At 59.9% G+C, this 15,304-nt stretch carries 11 protein-coding genes and 1 pseudogene; 9 read left to right on the top strand and 3 right to left on the bottom strand.

Going from position 1 to position 15,304, the window contains the following annotated elements:
• Nucleotides 1-28: 28 nt before the first annotated feature.
• From GGD63_RS30905 to GGD63_RS30875, 7 genes and pseudogenes are all read left to right on the top strand, one after another.
• Nucleotides 29-892: a branched-chain amino acid ABC transporter permease gene (locus tag GGD63_RS30905; protein ID WP_183247635.1), complete on the top strand. Its 864-nt coding sequence runs from the start codon at nt 29-31 to the stop codon at nt 890-892.
• Nucleotides 889-2,109, top strand: coding sequence for a substrate-binding protein (locus tag GGD63_RS30900; protein ID WP_183247632.1), 1,221 nt, complete (start codon nt 889-891; stop codon nt 2,107-2,109). Before GGD63_RS30905 ends, GGD63_RS30900 begins: the two co-directional genes overlap by 4 nt.
• Nucleotides 2,109-3,185 (top strand): branched-chain amino acid ABC transporter permease, encoded by a 1,077-nt coding sequence (locus GGD63_RS30895; RefSeq protein ID WP_246785721.1) that lies wholly within the window; start codon nt 2,109-2,111, stop codon nt 3,183-3,185. The genes GGD63_RS30900 and GGD63_RS30895 overlap by 1 nt, the downstream gene beginning before the upstream one ends.
• On the top strand, nt 3,172-3,906 hold the full coding sequence (locus GGD63_RS30890; protein ID WP_183247631.1) for an ABC transporter ATP-binding protein: 735 nt from the start codon (nt 3,172-3,174) through the stop codon (nt 3,904-3,906). Before GGD63_RS30895 ends, GGD63_RS30890 begins: the two co-directional genes overlap by 14 nt.
• Nucleotides 3,899-4,594: an ABC transporter ATP-binding protein gene (locus tag GGD63_RS30885; RefSeq protein ID WP_183247630.1), complete on the top strand. Its 696-nt coding sequence runs from the start codon at nt 3,899-3,901 to the stop codon at nt 4,592-4,594. The genes GGD63_RS30890 and GGD63_RS30885 overlap by 8 nt, the downstream gene beginning before the upstream one ends.
• A gap of 77 nt (nt 4,595-4,671) precedes the next feature.
• Complete coding sequence (locus GGD63_RS30880) at nt 4,672-5,928, top strand: amidohydrolase family protein (protein WP_183247629.1); 1,257 nt, start codon at nt 4,672-4,674, stop codon at nt 5,926-5,928.
• Nucleotides 5,929-6,076: 148 nt separating this feature from the next.
• Nucleotides 6,077-7,287, top strand: a pseudogene (locus tag GGD63_RS30875) (substrate-binding protein).
• A gap of 60 nt (nt 7,288-7,347) precedes the next feature.
• Here the strand turns inward: GGD63_RS30875 and GGD63_RS30870 are convergent.
• Nucleotides 7,348-8,133 (bottom strand): enoyl-CoA hydratase-related protein, encoded by a 786-nt coding sequence (locus GGD63_RS30870; protein WP_183247628.1) that lies wholly within the window; start codon nt 8,131-8,133, stop codon nt 7,348-7,350.
• Between the two features lie 693 nt (nt 8,134-8,826).
• Here GGD63_RS30870 and GGD63_RS30865 point away from each other — a divergent pair.
• Both GGD63_RS30865 and GGD63_RS30860 read left to right on the top strand, forming a co-directional pair.
• On the top strand, nt 8,827-10,152 hold the full coding sequence (locus GGD63_RS30865; protein WP_183247627.1) for an MFS transporter: 1,326 nt from the start codon (nt 8,827-8,829) through the stop codon (nt 10,150-10,152).
• Nucleotides 10,153-10,272: 120 nt separating this feature from the next.
• Nucleotides 10,273-12,909, top strand: a complete 2,637-nt coding sequence (locus GGD63_RS30860; protein WP_246785720.1) for a CehA/McbA family metallohydrolase — start codon at nt 10,273-10,275, stop codon at nt 12,907-12,909.
• Between the two features lie 154 nt (nt 12,910-13,063).
• Here GGD63_RS30860 and GGD63_RS30855 read toward each other — a convergent pair whose 3' ends face one another.
• Both GGD63_RS30855 and GGD63_RS30850 read right to left on the bottom strand, forming a co-directional pair.
• Complete coding sequence (locus tag GGD63_RS30855; RefSeq protein WP_183247626.1) at nt 13,064-14,155, bottom strand: LacI family DNA-binding transcriptional regulator; 1,092 nt, start codon at nt 14,153-14,155, stop codon at nt 13,064-13,066.
• A gap of 245 nt (nt 14,156-14,400) precedes the next feature.
• Nucleotides 14,401-15,303, bottom strand: coding sequence for an NAD(P)-dependent oxidoreductase (locus tag GGD63_RS30850; protein ID WP_183247625.1), 903 nt, complete (start codon nt 15,301-15,303; stop codon nt 14,401-14,403).
• Nucleotide 15,304: the final 1 nt, after the last annotated feature.

Genomic DNA, 15,304 nt, shown 5'->3' with positions numbered 1-15,304 from the left:
GCAATCCCAGGGAATGTGACGCAGCGGCATGGACACGCTAGTTATTGCCATGTTCGAAATCTTGAGCTTCGGCGCGATCGTTGTCCTGGTCGTGCTCGGCCTCGGGATCATTGCCAGCATGATGGGCATCTTCAACTTCGCCCAGGGCGAGTTCGTCCTGCTCGGCGCCTACGTCACTTATCTCGTGCACAGCGTCGGTTTGCCGGTCCCGCTCGGCATGCTTGCCGCGCCCGTCGTGGTCGGCTCGCTTGGTTTTGTGGTGGAAAAACTCGTGGTGCGACGGTTCTACGCCGCTCCAATCGTGGCCATGCTTGGCACCTATGCGCTAGGGCTGATAATTCGGGAAGCCGTGCGCGGTCTGACCGGCGGACTCTATCTATCGGTCCCGGAGCCAATCAGTGGCTCTATCACGATCGGAAGTCTGCACTTCGCTGCCTGGCGCGGCGTCATCGTCATTATCACTTTGCTGGTGATGGCCGCGAGCCATGCACTCCTCGCCTACACCTCGTTCGGCCTGCGAGTCCGCGCCTCGCTGGAGAACCCGTCCCTTGCGCGGGCCTCGGGCATCTCCACGGGAATGATCTACAGCGTCACCTTTGCGTTTGGCGCGGCGCTCGCGGGCCTCGCCGGCGCGCTGATCGTGCCGGTCTTTTCGCTGTTCGCCGATCTCGGCATCCGATTTCTTATCCAGGGTTTTGTTGCCGTGATGGTCGGCGGCGTCGGGTCCTTCGCGGGCCCGGTCGCTGGCGCCAGCGTCATCGGCACGTTCAGTGCCTGGTTGCCTTGGCTGATGTCGCCGGTCATCGCCGACGTTCTGGTGTTCGTGCTCGCCATCATTTTCATCAAGTTCCGGCCGCAAGGCCTAATTTCGGGAAGAGGGGTCAACCGATGATCAACGCCAACCGTCAACTGAGCCGCCGCCGCTTTCTCGCCAATTTTGCCTTCGCTTCCGCGGCCATCGCCGCGGGCCCGGGGAGCTGGGTGATTCGCCCGGACTGGGCAAATGCTGCGGAAGGTCCGATTAGGCTCGGCATTGCGACCGATCTTACGGGGTCACTCGGCTTTGCCGGCAACACCGACGCCAATGTCGCTCGCATGCTGGTCAAGGAGATCAACGACTCCGGCGGCCTGTTGGGACGCCCGATCGAACTCCTGATTGAGGATACTGCCTCCGACGAATCCGTCGCCGTGGGAAATGTGCGCAAGCTGATTCAGCGAGATAAGGTCGACTTGGTGATCGGCGGTATCTCGAGTTCGATGCGCAATGCGATCAAGGACGTCATTATCTCTCGCGGCAAAACGCTCTATATCTATCCGGAAGGTTACGAAGGCAAAGAGTGCACGCCCTCTCTGTTCTGCACGGGGCCGGTACCGGCTCAAAATTGCGACCAGTTCATTCCCTGGTTGATCAAAAATGGTGGCAAACGCTTTGCCCTACCTGGCTCCAATTATGTTTGGCCGCAAACAATTAACGCCTATGCGCGCAAGGTGATCGAGAGCAGTGGTGGCGAAGTCGTCTTTGAAGAATACTACCCGCTCGATCAGATCGACTTTTCCTCTACGGTTAACCGCATCATATCCAACAAAGTAGACGTGGTTTTCAACGCCATTGTCCCGCCCGGCGTTAGCCCGTTCTTCAAACAGCTCTACCAAGCCGGATTCTCCAAAAACGGCGGGCGGCTGGGCTGCGTCTATTACGATGAAAACTTTCTGGAAATGAACCAGGCCCACGAGATTGAAGGGCTTGCGAGCAGCCTCGACTACTACAAGGTGCTCGCGGCGGAGGATCCAGTGAGCGCCAGGATTCAATCTGCTTACGACAAACAATTCCCTGCCAAGTTCCGGTTCTCGGCAGGCAGCGCCGCTACCGGCACCTATCGAGGACTGAAGCTGTGGGAAGCTGCAGTGAAGGAGGCCGGTACAATTGACCGCGACGCGGTAGCCGCCGCTCTTGACCATGCGAAGATTGCGGAAGGGCCGGGCGGGCCTGCCGAGATGGCGCCCGGCAAGCGCCACTGCAGGATGAAGATGTACATTGGAGTGGCGAAGGGCGGCCAGTACGAGATCGTCGCGCGTAGCGCCGGCCTGGTCGATCCGAAGGAGTGCTGATGTCATCGACCGGCACTGGCATACAGCCCCCGCCACCCGTCATTGAAGCTGCTCGTTCCCCCGTCACGGCATTTGCCTTCGCAGGGCGAACGAAGGTGCTTCCAATTCTCGAACTAGCATTACTGATTGCCGCTTCGATCGCACCTCTCGTCCTGCGGGATTACATCACTGTCTATGCGACACGAGTGCTCATTCTGTGCCTCTTCGCGTTGTCGTTCGACCTGGTGTGGGGCTATGCGGGTATCTTGAGCTTGGGTCAGTCGTTGTTCTTCGGCATGGCCGGCTACGGTGTGGCGCTGCTTTCACGCGATTTCGGGGTTGGATCGATCTTTGCCGTTCTCCCGGCCGGAACCCTGATAGGCTTTGTGGCGGCATTGTTGCTGGCAGGCTTCCTGCTGCTCGGCCGTCACCCCTCCAGTGTAGTCTTCGTTTCGCTTGGGACTATGACCGGAGCTTACGCAGCTGACCGGCTGGCGAGAGGTTCACACTATCTCGGCGGTCAGAACGGTATCCCTTCAATCCAACCGATGACAATCGGCTCGCACGAATTGAGCGAGGGACCAGGTTTCTACTACTTGGTGCTCACCATTCTTGTTTTGATCTACCTCCTGTCGCGCTTTCTGTTGCGATCCCAGTTCGGACTGGCGCTGGCGGGATTGCGAGAGAACGAACAGCGGATCGCCTTCTTCGGGTACAAAGTGCAGCATTTGAAGGCGATCATATTTGCAATCAGCGGCGCGATTGCAGGTACTGCCGGTAGCCTTTATGCGTTTCACGAGGGGTTCGTCTGGACAAACATGCTGGGCGTGGTCATGTCGACCCAGGTCGTGCTTTACGTCCTGTTCGGCGGCTCCGGGACATTGATCGGTGCGGTCATCGGCACCGCGATTGTCGAGGGACTCAGCTTCTGGCTCTCCGACAACTATCGCGATATCTGGCCGATCATTCTCGGCGTTCTGCTGTTGCTCGTCATTCTGTTCAGGCCCCTCGGTTTGATCAGCCTCGTGCTGGGCGAGCGGGAACGTGTAGGTCATTTCGGCCCGAGCCTCAAGGAGAAGCGCAATGCCGCTCCTTGAAGCCGCCGGCATCTCCAAGGTCTTTGGCAAGCTCACCGCGCTGGACGGAGCGGCGCTCACGGTCGGCGAGAGAGAGTTTCATGGCCTCATCGGGCCGAACGGCTCGGGCAAGAGCACGCTGATGAAGTGTCTTGCAGGTGCGCTCGTGCCGACCCGAGGCAAGGTGACGTTCATCAATACTGACGTCACCTCGTTTACGCCGCCAGAGCGTGCGCGAGCCGGCATGAGCCTGAAATTCCAGATCACCGCCGTGCTACCGACCCTCACGCTTTACGACAACATTCTGCTCGCGCTGCAGGCCCGGTCGTCACTGCTTGACCTGGCGTTCTCGCGCACTCGAGGACGACTGCACGAGGAGGTCATGACGATGCTCCTCCAGTTCCGGCTCGCCGATCGCGCCTTTGATGCTGCGGCGACCCTATCTCACGGGCAGCAGCAGTGGTTGGAGATCGCGATGGCGCTCGCATGCCGACCGCGCCTGCTGCTGTTGGACGAGCCCACCGGCGGCATGAGCCTGGAGGAGCGACGCCTCACCGGCGAATTGCTGCAGCCGATCAAACAGCATTGCTCGATCGTCATCGTGGAGCACGACCTGGATTTCATCCGCGACATCTGCGACCGCCTGACCGTGCTCGATCAGGGCAGGGTGCTGGCGTCAGGAACGGTTGCCGAGATCCAGGCCAACAGAAGCGTCCAGGAGATTTATCTGCGCCGTGCCTGAATTCCTGAATATCAAGCATCTCGATGCCGGCTATGGACGCAGCCAAGTCTTGTTCGGCGTCAATATGGCCATCCCGCCGCGTGGCGGGGTGGCCGTCCTCGGCCGCAACGGCGCCGGAAAGAGCACGCTCATGAAAACGATTGTGGGCGAACTGCCGGCATGGAAGGGCGGCCTGCAGTTCAACGGCCAAGACATCGATCGTCGGCGGACCGAAGTGCGGGTGCGGGCCGGCATTGGATATGTGCCGCAAGAGCATTCAGTGTTCGCGCGCCTCTCTGTGCGTGACAATCTCGCCGTCGGATCGCTTTTGCAACGCGATGGATCGGCGGTGGACCGGGTGATGAGGATGTTTCCGAAACTCGGCCAGCGTCTCGATCAGCCGGCCGGAACGCTCTCCGGTGGCGAGCGCAAGATGCTCGCAATCGGGCGCGCTATCCTCGGAAACCCTAAACTCCTGCTGCTGGATGAGCCGACCGAGGGTGTCTGGATCGGCGTCATCGAGGAGATCACCGAGCGCTTGGTCGAGCTGGCGAGAGAGATCGCCATCATCATCGTCGAGCAACATCTCGACCTCGCAATGCGTGTAGCGGAGCAGGCTTATGTGCTCGATCGCGGCCGTGTCGCGCTTTCGGGCCCGGCGCAACAGCTGCGCAACGACCCGCGACTGTTGACGTATCTGGCGCCGTAGAGGCGTTTGCCGGCGGCCACCTCCTGGTCGCAGGTGGCGCATTCGAGTTCCTTGCGATGGCTGAACAGAGAGGGGCTATGTCCGAAACCATACGCGATTTTGTGAATGCGTGCCAAGTCGTCGATGTCCATGAACATCACATGCCCGAGGTCGCACACGGCCCGGACATAAATCTGTTGAAACTGTTCCAACAGAGCTATGCGGCTTGGACGAGCCACGTGCTGCCATCCGAGCCCAAGGCAACGAGCAATATGATATCTAGCCCCACCGAGCCGACCACCTGGGAGGCCCTTGCTCCGTTCCTCGAGAGGAGCGGATCGAACGCATTCGTCCGTAACCTCGTCCGCGGAGTCGCCGAGCTTTACGGCGTCGCCGACACTGGAATCACGCGCGACAACTGGGAGGCGGTAGACGCGTCAGTGCGCTTGCGTCACAAGGAGGCGGCATGGCCAAGTGAAGTGATTGGGCGGGCCGCCATCGGAAGGATCGTAACGGACCCGTTTCTCGATCCGTTGATGGATCCGCGGCCGGTCCTTGGACAAAGTTACGATGCGGTCCTGCGCATTAACGCATTCGCCCTCGGCTGGCACCCCGAATCTTGCGATCATAATGGAAATTGCGGGCATACGTTGCTGCGGCGCCTCGGCATGGAGGTGAAAACCTTCGATGATTATTGCGACGCAATCCGTGAGCTCGTAGCCGGCTGCGCCCGGCGCAATCACGTTGCGCTCAAAAACGCACTCGCCTATGACCGGGATCTAAGCTTTGACGAACCGAATGAGGAACTGGCTCGGCAGGCTTGGGGACAAAGGTCTCCATCCCCTGCGGCGCGCAAGGCGTTCTGCGACTTTGTCGTCGACTTGTTTTGCCAACTCGCAGGCGAGGCCGACCTGCCAGTCCAAACTCATCTTGGAACGGCAATCATAAGCGGCTCCCACCCGCTACGTATGACCGGGTTGATTGAGCGTCATCCTCGGACCCGCTTTCTGCTGATGCATTTGGCCTATCCATGGAGCCGGGACCTGTTGGGAATGGCCTTTGTTTATCGAAATGTCTGGCTCGATTTGTGCTGGTCTTTTCTGTTGAGCCCGTCCCATTTCAAGCTCGCCCTGCACGAAGCCATTGAAGTTTTGCCAGATGAATCGCGAATGATGATTGGAGGAGATTGTCTTCACGTTGAGGAGACGTTTGCCGCGATACAGGGCGCGCGCCGGTTGATCGGCGAGGTTCTGAACGAAAAAGTCGCGAACGGTTACTTTCGGTCGCGAGACGCAGAGCGCTTGGCAGTCAGAATCCTTGGCGAGAACGCGAGGGAGTTTTTCAGACTGTCCTGAATGCTGCCTTCGTTACGCGATTTTACCCAAACGCGAGCGGAAGAGGCTGCTTGAAACCAAAAATGAGGGATAGCTTTCAGGCTGCCGCGCCCCCGGAAAGAGCAGGGCACGTGGATTTAAGGCCATGAGCCAAGGGGAGGTCAGTTCCATGTTGAATGATCACCGACAACTCAGCCGCCGCCGCTTTCTCGGCAATTTCGCCTTTGCGTCTGCGGCCATCGCGGCCGGGCCGGGCAGCTGGGTGATCCGTCCTGACTGGGCCAACGCCGCCGAAGGCCCGATCAGGATAGGCATTGCTACCGACCTTACGGGGGCACTCGGCTTTGCCGGGAATACCGACGCCAATGTCGCTCGCATGGTGGTCAACGAGATCAACGAGACTGGTGGTTTGCTGGGGCGCCCCATCGAGCTCCTGATCGAGGACACCGCGTCCAACGAGTCTGTCGCCGTTGGCAATGTCCGCAAGCTGATTCAGCGAGACAAAGTCGACCTGGTGCTCGGCGGCATTGCGAGCTCGATGCGCAACGCCATCAAGGACATCATCATCTCTCGTGGCAAGACGCTCTACATCTATCCGCAGGCTTACGAAGGCAGGGAGTGCACGCCCTATCTGTTCTGCACCGGCCCGGTACCGGCGCAGAATTGCGACCGGTTCATCTCAAAAACGGTGGCAGACGCTTCGCGCTTCCTGGCTCCAACTATGTCTGGCCACAAACAATCAACGCCTATGCGCGCAAGGTGATCGAGAGCAGCGGCGGGGAGGTGGTGTTCGAGGAGTACTACCCGCTCGACCAGATCGATTTTTCATCGACCGTGAGCCGCATCACGTCCAACAAAGTAGACGTGGTCTTCAATTGCGTCATCCCCCCTGGCGTCGGCTCCTTCTTCAAGCAGCTTTATGAAGCGGGCTTTTCCAGGAATGGGGGACAGCTGGGCTGCGTCTACTACGACGAGAACACGCTCGAAATGAATCAGGCTCACGAGATCGAGGGCCTCGCCAGCAGCCTCGACTATTACAAGGCACTGGCGGTCGAAGATCCGGTGAGCGCCAAAATTCAGTGGGCCTACGAAAAGCAGTTTCCTGGCAAATTCCGGTTCTCAGCAGGCAGCGCCGCGACCGGCACTTATCGAGGACTGAAGCTGTGGGAAGCCGCAGTGAGGGAGGCCGGTACAATTGACCGCGAGGCCGTCGCTGCCGCGCTCGACCACGCCAAGATTGCGCAAGGGCCCGGTGGGCCGGCGGAGATGGTGCCGGGCAAGCGCCACTGCAGGATGAACATGTACATTGGCGTGGCAAAGGCCGGCCAATACGAGATCGTGGCCCGTAGCGCCGGCCCGGTCGAGCCGAAGGAGTGTTGAACACCGCATGTTGCGCGGGCGAGCTTCGTCGGCGACACCGCGTGCAGCAAATCGCGCTGGCTATTTCCCGCGATAGTTCGGCGGCCTCTTCTCAAAGAAGGCGTTCATTCCCTCCTGCTGGTCAGCTGTGCTGAAAGCGTGACGTATCGCTTGCCGCTCGAACTCGAGCCCGGCGTCGAGCGTGGTTTGAAACGCTGCGAGAACGGCCGCTTTGGCAAGTTCAGCCGAACGGGGGGGCTTTTGCGCAATCAGATCGGCTAGTTCGAGCGCACGAATCTTCGCCCTACCGCTTTCGACAACTTCCGCCACAAGACCGGCCTGCATCGCAATCCGCGCCGTGATGGATTGGCCGCTCAAGATCACCAACATGGCCAGAGATTTGCCAGCCACACGGGTCAGCCTTTGCGTTGCGCCGTCACCCGGCAATATCCCGATGTTAATCTCAGGCTGCCCAAATACCGCTTCTTCGCCTGCTATCACGATATCCGCGAGCAGCGCCAATTCGTGGCCGCCGCCGAAGCAAATGCCCTCGACCGCGGCAATGAGGGGCTTGGGGAAATTGGCGATGTCCCGCCAGGCAGAACGTCGCGCGGAATTGTCGATTGCCTCAAAACCGCGTTCTCGCATCTCCTTGATGTCGGCTCCAGCGGAGAAGAACGCATCGCTGCCACAAAGCACGACACAGCGGACATCCTCATCGACTGCGGCACGGCGCAAAGTGGCGGCAAGCTCCAGGATCAGATCGTTGCTCAAGGCGTTTCGTTTCGATGTCCTATTCAGCGTGAAGAGACGCACGTGGGGCGCGACAGATGTTGAGAGAATGAGATCGGACGACGTCTCGGTCATGGAGCGGTTCTCCGGAAGGAATATGAGAGTCGCGGGCTTAGACTGAAATCGATTTCTTGGCAACGAGGCCCTTTTGAAGCTTCGTTTTGGCCGGTTTAGCTTTTTGCGGAGCTGGCTCAACCCGCTGACAGTGAGAAGAGAAGGCGGCATGCTCCTTAATGCGGCTTGACTTGCAGTTCAAATGGCCTACTTTGGTGTGAAATCGATTTCAGAAATCGACAAGAAGATAACCCAGTGCTGCGGGAAACCGGAAGCGTGCGGCCGGCGAGAGTGGGCCGCATCTGAGGGATTTCATTGACGCTGCGACGCCTATTGTGACGCCGCGCTGCCAGCAAGAATATCAGCTTCTTCAGAAGCGCGCTTAGAGCAACAGGAGGAAGGCTAGCCATGGGGATGGCATGGAATCCGGGGCGCGCTTCATGCGAGCCGCCGCGCAAGTCGCTAACAGCGACCGAGGCGTCCCGCGCGGCTGAGGTCGTGCAATGGTCGCTCGTGAGGCAGAGCCCGCAATTAGGTGAAGCGAGGCGGGCTTACGGTCAGCATGCCGGCCAGCTTTTGCGCCTGCGCTTTCTCGGGCCGGCCCGCTCAAGGCCGCCGCTCTCGTAGACCACGCCGTGGCGGGAGCAGTTGAGCCGACGAGCGGCTGTCCCGACCCGCAACACCATCAATGTCATCAATAGAACCCGAGGACCCATGAACATTGTTGCTCAGCCCAGCGCTGTATCCATCCAGCTTGACAATGCAGTTGCGAACAGACGGATGACCGCCGGCCTCGGAGGAGGCGTAGCTCTGGAGTGGTACGACTGGAACATCTATGGCGCGATGGCGGCGTTTCTTTCGCCCCACTTCTTTCCTTCTGAGGATCCGACGACCTCGCTGCTTGCGGGACTGGCCGTGTATGGGGCCGGTTTCTTCGCGCGGCCCCTCGGCGCGGCGCTGCTGGGGCCGGTCGCCGATCGCATCAGCCACAAGCGCGTCATGCTGATTTCGGTCACGGCCATGGCGGTTTGCTCGCTATTGATATCCTTATTGCCGACCTACAAGGACATTGGCGTCATGGCGGCCGTGGCGCTGCTCATCATGCGACTGATTCAGGGGCTTGCCACGGGTGCTGAAGCTGGCGTTGCCAATGCCATCGCAATTGAACTGGCGCCGCCCGGGAAGGAGGGACGTTTTCTTGGTCTGATCGGCGGCACGTTCATCCAGCTGGGAAACCTCGGATCTAGTCTGGTCGCCTTCCTGGTGAGTGCCTCGGTGGCTCCCGATGTGATGCGCGAATGGGCCTGGCGCATACCCTTCGCGGTCGGTGGCGTGCTGGGTCTGTTGATCATCTATCTGCGCACCGCGGTGCCGGAGACGTTGATCCGTCGGGCCATGCATCGGCAGGATGAGGCTTCGCGCATTCAGGAAACGATCGGTGGGGTATGGAGGACGCTGTGGGGCGTGCGGCTATCCCTGCTGACTGTCATCCTCGTCATCGGGTCGATGCAGATTGCCAATTATGCCTGGAACGCCGGTCTGCCCAACATGGCCAATACTGTGTTCAAGGAGAACAGCACATCTGTGTACGGAATCATGACACTGATGGTTCTGACTTGGATGCTGTCCGCGCCCCTTGTCGGCGCCTTCGCGGACAAGGTACGGCCCTCGCGCGCGTTCACGTTGCTGCGGCTGCTGCTCATCCCGTGCTTCTTCCTGACGCTGCTCTACTCGGAAAAGAGCATCTCCACGTTCTTCTTTGTCACGGTGTTCGGCGGCGCCATTGTTGGCTTCAACATGGGTCTCTACAACTTCATCGCGACCACTCTGATGCCGCGTGCGGTACGGACAACGGGCGTAGCTCTTGGTTATGCACTCGGTGTCTCGCTGTTCGGCGGAACGTCACCCTATTTGATGGTCTGGCTGCAGCGCGAGAAAATTGCCTGGATGTTTCCCGTGTACGGCTCGTTCATCGCGCTGCTCAGCGTCGTAGTCTACCACATCGCTAAGAAGCGCGGCCGCGTCTACATCGGTGATTGAAGGCGGCCTGCCTGCTGCTTTCCGGCTAGCCAGGGCAGATGCAAGCGTTTCTTGTCCGAGGAAATTGATCGGGCAAGGCTCGCTTGCGGGCCGACGAATTCCTGAACTGGGGTCCAACGAATGAAAACGCCTTCATCGCCGCACTTCACGCCTCTGGATTTGAAGCAATATTTCAACGCCAGGCGTGCAAATGCGCCTGAAGGTTTCGCCAGCCGTCCGGGCGACACTGGCTGGATCGATTCGCTTCGCGGGCTGCAGACCCATCGCGGCATGCCCTTTCTGTTCGGCAGCGAAACAGGACCGGATGTGCTGGAGCTGCGCCCCGGGGGCCGTCCTGCCGTAATCGCGTTGCCGCCGACAATGGCGAGCTATGTGCTGTTCGTGCAAGTGGCGGCAGACCGCCCCAGTACAAGCCCAGAGGGTTTTGGAGAGATCGGCCCGGCTACGCTGCCTGTGGAAGGCAATCTACTCGGCGACCGGGTCGCGACATACGGGCTCCGCTACGCCGACGGGACCGAGACCGAAGTGCCGGTGCTGCGCCGCTTCGCGATCCAGCAGAACCACATCTCCTGGAGCGCGAGTGCGTTCGCCGCCCTGCCGCTACGCGCGCCCATCGTGCATGCAAGCACCGGCGAGGACTTTGTACTTGGCAGAGCGCCGGGGGGGAGCTTCTTCCAGGGCGAGGCCCGCACCCAATCGGGACGCATGGATCGACAAGGTGAGAACCTGTGGCTTTACGCGCTCCCGAATCCCTACCCGGACAAGGAGCTATCGGCGCTAAGCTTGCGCGCGGAACAGGAAATCTCGCTTGTCTTTGCGGTGACCACGACAGCGCTCACCCAGCACCCGCTGCGCCTCCAGGGCCGTCGCAAGCTGAAAGTGAGGCTGCCGCCCGGGGTCCATCTCAACAAGCTTGGCGAGCTCGATGTCGACGATCGAGGCGAGCAGATCGGCATGGACCTCGGCACGGTTATCTCGGCCCGCGCAGTGCTCGAGTACTCCAGAGCGGATTGGCTGGGCGCCAAAGTTGATGTGCAGCCCGTGCGCTCCGACAACGAAGTCATCGTCGAGTACTCCGCGCATCCGGACGCAAGGCTCTATCTGCGCTCCGACGATGGCCGCTTGCACATGTTCGATCTTCCATCGTTGGAAGGTGGCGGTAACGCAGGCGGCGCCTCGCTCAATGTGGCGACGGTCGAACCGGCCACAAGGCCGGTCAAGATCCGCATCGTGGAGAAGGGCAGCGGCGCGCGTGTTGCCGCGCGGCTGCATGTCCATGGTGCGCAAGGAGAGTATCTGCCACCCAAGGGACATCACCGCAAGGTCAATACCGGCAGGTTCGAGGACTTCTCGGGCGAATTTGCCAATGGGCTGAATCAGTACGCCTACGTGGATGGCAGTTGCGACGCAAACCTGCCGCTCGGGCCCGTGTTCGTAGAGATCCGCAGGGGGTTTGAGGTGCGCCCGCTGCGCACCATCGTCGAAATCACTGCAACGACGGAGAATCTCACCTTTGAGCTCGATCGTGTGCTGCGCTGGCGCGAACAGGGATGGGTTAGCTCTGATACGCACGTCCATTTCCTGAGCCCGCAGACAGCGCTGCTTGAGGGTAAGGCGGAAGGCGTCAACGTGGTCAACTTGCTCGCCGCACAATGGGGCGAGCTATTCACAAACGTTGCCGATTTCGACGGACGCACGACGATGGGGGCAAAGGATTTCGGCGGGGACGGAGAATTTCTTGTGCGGGTCGGCACGGAGAACCGGATGCAGGTTCTGGGGCACATATCTTTGCTTGGCTACGAAGGTGAGATGATCAATCCGCTCTCTTGCGGCGGGCCCAACGAAGCTGCGATCGGCGATGTTCTGGAAGCGACCATGGCCGACTGGGCGGAGCGCTGCCGCCAGCAAGGTGGACTGGTGGTCATGCCGCACGCGCCGAATCCGCAGGCGGAGCGGGCGGCTGACATTGTGCTCGGCCTTGTCGACGCCATCGAAATGATGTCGTTCAACCCGCGGACCGCGCAGATCAGCGCATTTGGACTCGCCGACTGGTATCGTTATCTCAACATCGGATACCATCTGCCGCTGGTAGCCGGCTCCGACAAGATGGACGCGGCCGCGCTCCTCGGGGGCTCGCGGACCTATGTATGGCTTGGCGAACGCGACTTCACGTATCGCAACTGGATGGATGCCGTACGTAGGGGGGACACGTTCATTACTGTCGGACCTCTGGTTGAGATGACCGTTGAAGGACGGCGCCCCGGAGGAACGGTGGCGCTTCCCCGTTCAGGCGGCACCCTCACGATCGACTGGCGAATCGAATCGGTCAGCGTTCCGCCAGCGCGCCTGGAGCTGATCCGTAACGGCAGCGTCGTCGAGGAGGTCAGATGTGGCGGCTTGTCGTGCAAGGGACAGCTCTCGCTGGCCATCAGCGAGTCATGCTGGATCGCGCTGCGCGTTCGGGGCAGTGTCGCCGGGCGCGAGGCCGACATTGCGGCGCACACCAGTGCGGTTTATGTCAAAGTAGGCGAGATGCCCATCTTTGCCACCGCGGATGCAGTCTCGGTCCTTGCACAAATCGAGGGATCGATCGCCTATATGGACACGCTTGCTCCCAAGTCCGATGAAGCGCGACACTCGCGGCTGCGAGCTGCCCTTGAACTTGCGCATCATCGTCTGCATCATAGACTACACGAACTGGGCGCCAGCCATTACCACGCGCCCGTTCACTCCGTTCACGTTGAGCGCGAGCATTGAGAAGCCTCTAGTGCCATCGATGGTCTCGAAGGCGCGCGTTGCATGCTCAGCAAACTTGCTGACCGGGCATTGGTGAAATCCACGCTATCGGGGCCCCTGGGGCGCGAAGGACAGGCCACGGTTCTGAAAACTGATTTCAGGAAATGTGGTCCGGTCAATGATCTCGACTGCGCCCGCGACGGGCGGGACGGAAGCTGGACCGCGGCGGGGCGCTTGATGAGCGCATGACCAGCCGGTACGGCAGTACGACACTTCTCGGGACAGGACTTCCGGCGATGGCATTGATGAGATAATCGGCGGCTCCCCGGCCGATTTCTGCTGCTGGAACACTGACCGTTGTGAGCGGCGGGTCCATTTGCGCCGCCAGCTCCACATCGTCAAATCCTGTGATGGAAAGCGTAGCCGGTACGGCCAGCCCCATCTTGCGAGCCTCTGCCATTGCACCGATGGCAAGCGTGTCGGTGGTGCAGATAACTGCTGTCGTGTCCGGGTGATCGGTGAGGAGTTGACGAAGGGCGCTACGGCCCTGGGCAAGCGAATAATCGGCCTTGACGATCTGGGTTGGCTTGAGCGGGAGGCCGGCGTCCGAGAGCGCGCGCTGAATTCCCTCGAGCCTGGCGCGGGATCTGTCGTTGGATGCGGCAACAACGTTGGCAATCGCGCCGAAATGGGCGTGTCCAAGCCTTAGCAGATACTCCGTCATCTCGCGGGTGGCGCTTTCGTTGTCAATTCCGATCGCGGGGATGCCGCCGGCGGCCTTGGCAACATAGGTGGTGATGACGGGTACGCCTGCCTGTTCGATCAGGCTCCTCAGCTCCCGTCCGTGGGAAGCTCCGACCAGCACGATTCCATCGATGCCACGTTCGATGAGACTTTGCAGTTCCTGAAATTCGCGCCGCTGGTCATATTGCGAATTCGCAATGAACAGTGTGTAGCCGCTTTCGCTGAGGCGGTTCTGGAGCGCTTCCACGCCTTCTGCAAAGATCCCAAGTGCCAGCGTCGGAACGATGACGCCAACGGTCCGCATGCGTCCCGATTTCAATGCTCGCGCTGCGCTATCGCGCGTATAGGCGAGGTCATTGATATGCCGCATGACCTTGTCACGAAGCTCCGGCCGTACGATATCGGGGTGATTGAGCACCCGCGACACCGTCGCCGGCGACACATTCGCCTTCCGGGCTACGTCCTCGATTTTCACCCGCGGCTGCTGGCGGCCTTTTGGCGCGATTACAGGTTTCTTGTCCATTTGCTCTGGTCAACCAGGAGAAGCAGAGAGGCTCCCCTCAAAAGGGTTAAACCATCGGGAGCGCCAGGTTCTCAAGCCCTGGATGCGGGCCATCCGCGCTATTTATGGCCCCTCTCATGCGCAGATCAAACGCGATGAGGCGAGTCTCATTCGAAAGTTGGTTGATTCGCTTGACGCCGGTTCGTGCACAGCTAGGTGTGAAATCGATTTCAGCCATCGAGGGCCGTGTCGCTCGATCCAAGCGTTTATGACCGGGCTAAATGTGGTAGGGTCAGTTCACCTTTGCCTGCGGTCACCGAGAGGTTGAATTCCTGCGCTGCCGCATCCAGGACCGGCACGCACACCGCACTCTCGCGCGCTAGGCGCACAGCACAATCGATATCCTTTGAAGCATTCGCAATTGAGATTGCCAGTGCGTCTGGTCTCTCTCCCAACAAAAAGGCAGCGAAGGCTTGAAATATTCCACTGTTAGTAGAACCCCGACTGACCAAAGAGCGCAGCGTTACAAGATCAATCTGAAGACTATCTGCCAATTGGCAAACCTCAGCGGCAACCGCCGCTATACCCATCGTCATGCTGTTGTAAACAAGCTTGAGCTTGTGGCCTTGTCCGACATCTCCAGCATGCAACACGGTCTCGCAAAACGCCGCAAGAATGCGTTCGGCGACGGGAAAGAGTGTTGCATCTGATCCAACCATCGCATTGAGAAGGCCGAGCTCTGCTTGCTCAGGGCTTCGTGTCACTGGAGCATCAATAAGGCTTAGACCTCGTCCTTGCGCCTTTTTAGCCAATGCAACGGTCGAGGCAGGATACGAGGTCGTGCAATCAATGATCAAACCTCCTTGGCACATATGCGCAAAGAGCCCATCGTGATCGAGGCACACCGTCTCAACTTCGCGACTGGACGGCAACGACAACACCACCACTCTCACATGCTGCGCCAACTCAGCGATCGACTTATGCTCTCGGGCCCCAGCACTTGTCAGGCGGTCAGCACCGAGCCGGTTCTTGTTGACCTTGATGTGGAGCTCGCTTTGCTGGCGCAGCAGGCTGATGCCTATACCCGTCCCCATGCGGCCCGCTCCGATAAGCCCTATGCTCTGCTTGATCGTTTTGGGAGCAGCGTTCAATGATGATCCCTTGCTCATG

Origin of the sequence: Bradyrhizobium sp. cir1 (assembly GCF_014198245.1) — a bacterium.
Classification (GTDB): Bacteria; Pseudomonadota; Alphaproteobacteria; order Rhizobiales; family Xanthobacteraceae; genus Bradyrhizobium.
This window is presented reverse-complemented; position numbering and strand designations above follow the sequence as displayed.

Coding starts and splice junctions, on each gene's coding strand:
- GGD63_RS30905 (WP_183247635.1), top strand. CDS start 29: ATGGACACGCTAGTTATTGCCATGTTCGAAATCTTGAGCTTCGGCGCG.
- GGD63_RS30900 (WP_183247632.1), top strand. CDS start 889: ATGATCAACGCCAACCGTCAACTGAGCCGCCGCCGCTTTCTCGCCAAT.
- GGD63_RS30895 (WP_246785721.1), top strand. CDS start 2,109: ATGTCATCGACCGGCACTGGCATACAGCCCCCGCCACCCGTCATTGAA.
- GGD63_RS30890 (WP_183247631.1), top strand. CDS start 3,172: ATGCCGCTCCTTGAAGCCGCCGGCATCTCCAAGGTCTTTGGCAAGCTC.
- GGD63_RS30880 (WP_183247629.1), top strand. CDS start 4,672: ATGTCCGAAACCATACGCGATTTTGTGAATGCGTGCCAAGTCGTCGAT.
- GGD63_RS30870 (WP_183247628.1), bottom strand. CDS start 8,133: ATGACCGAGACGTCGTCCGATCTCATTCTCTCAACATCTGTCGCGCCC.
- GGD63_RS30865 (WP_183247627.1), top strand. CDS start 8,827: ATGAACATTGTTGCTCAGCCCAGCGCTGTATCCATCCAGCTTGACAAT.
- GGD63_RS30860 (WP_246785720.1), top strand. CDS start 10,273: ATGAAAACGCCTTCATCGCCGCACTTCACGCCTCTGGATTTGAAGCAA.
- GGD63_RS30855 (WP_183247626.1), bottom strand. CDS start 14,155: ATGGACAAGAAACCTGTAATCGCGCCAAAAGGCCGCCAGCAGCCGCGG.
- GGD63_RS30850 (WP_183247625.1), bottom strand. CDS start 15,303: ATGAGCAAGGGATCATCATTGAACGCTGCTCCCAAAACGATCAAGCAG.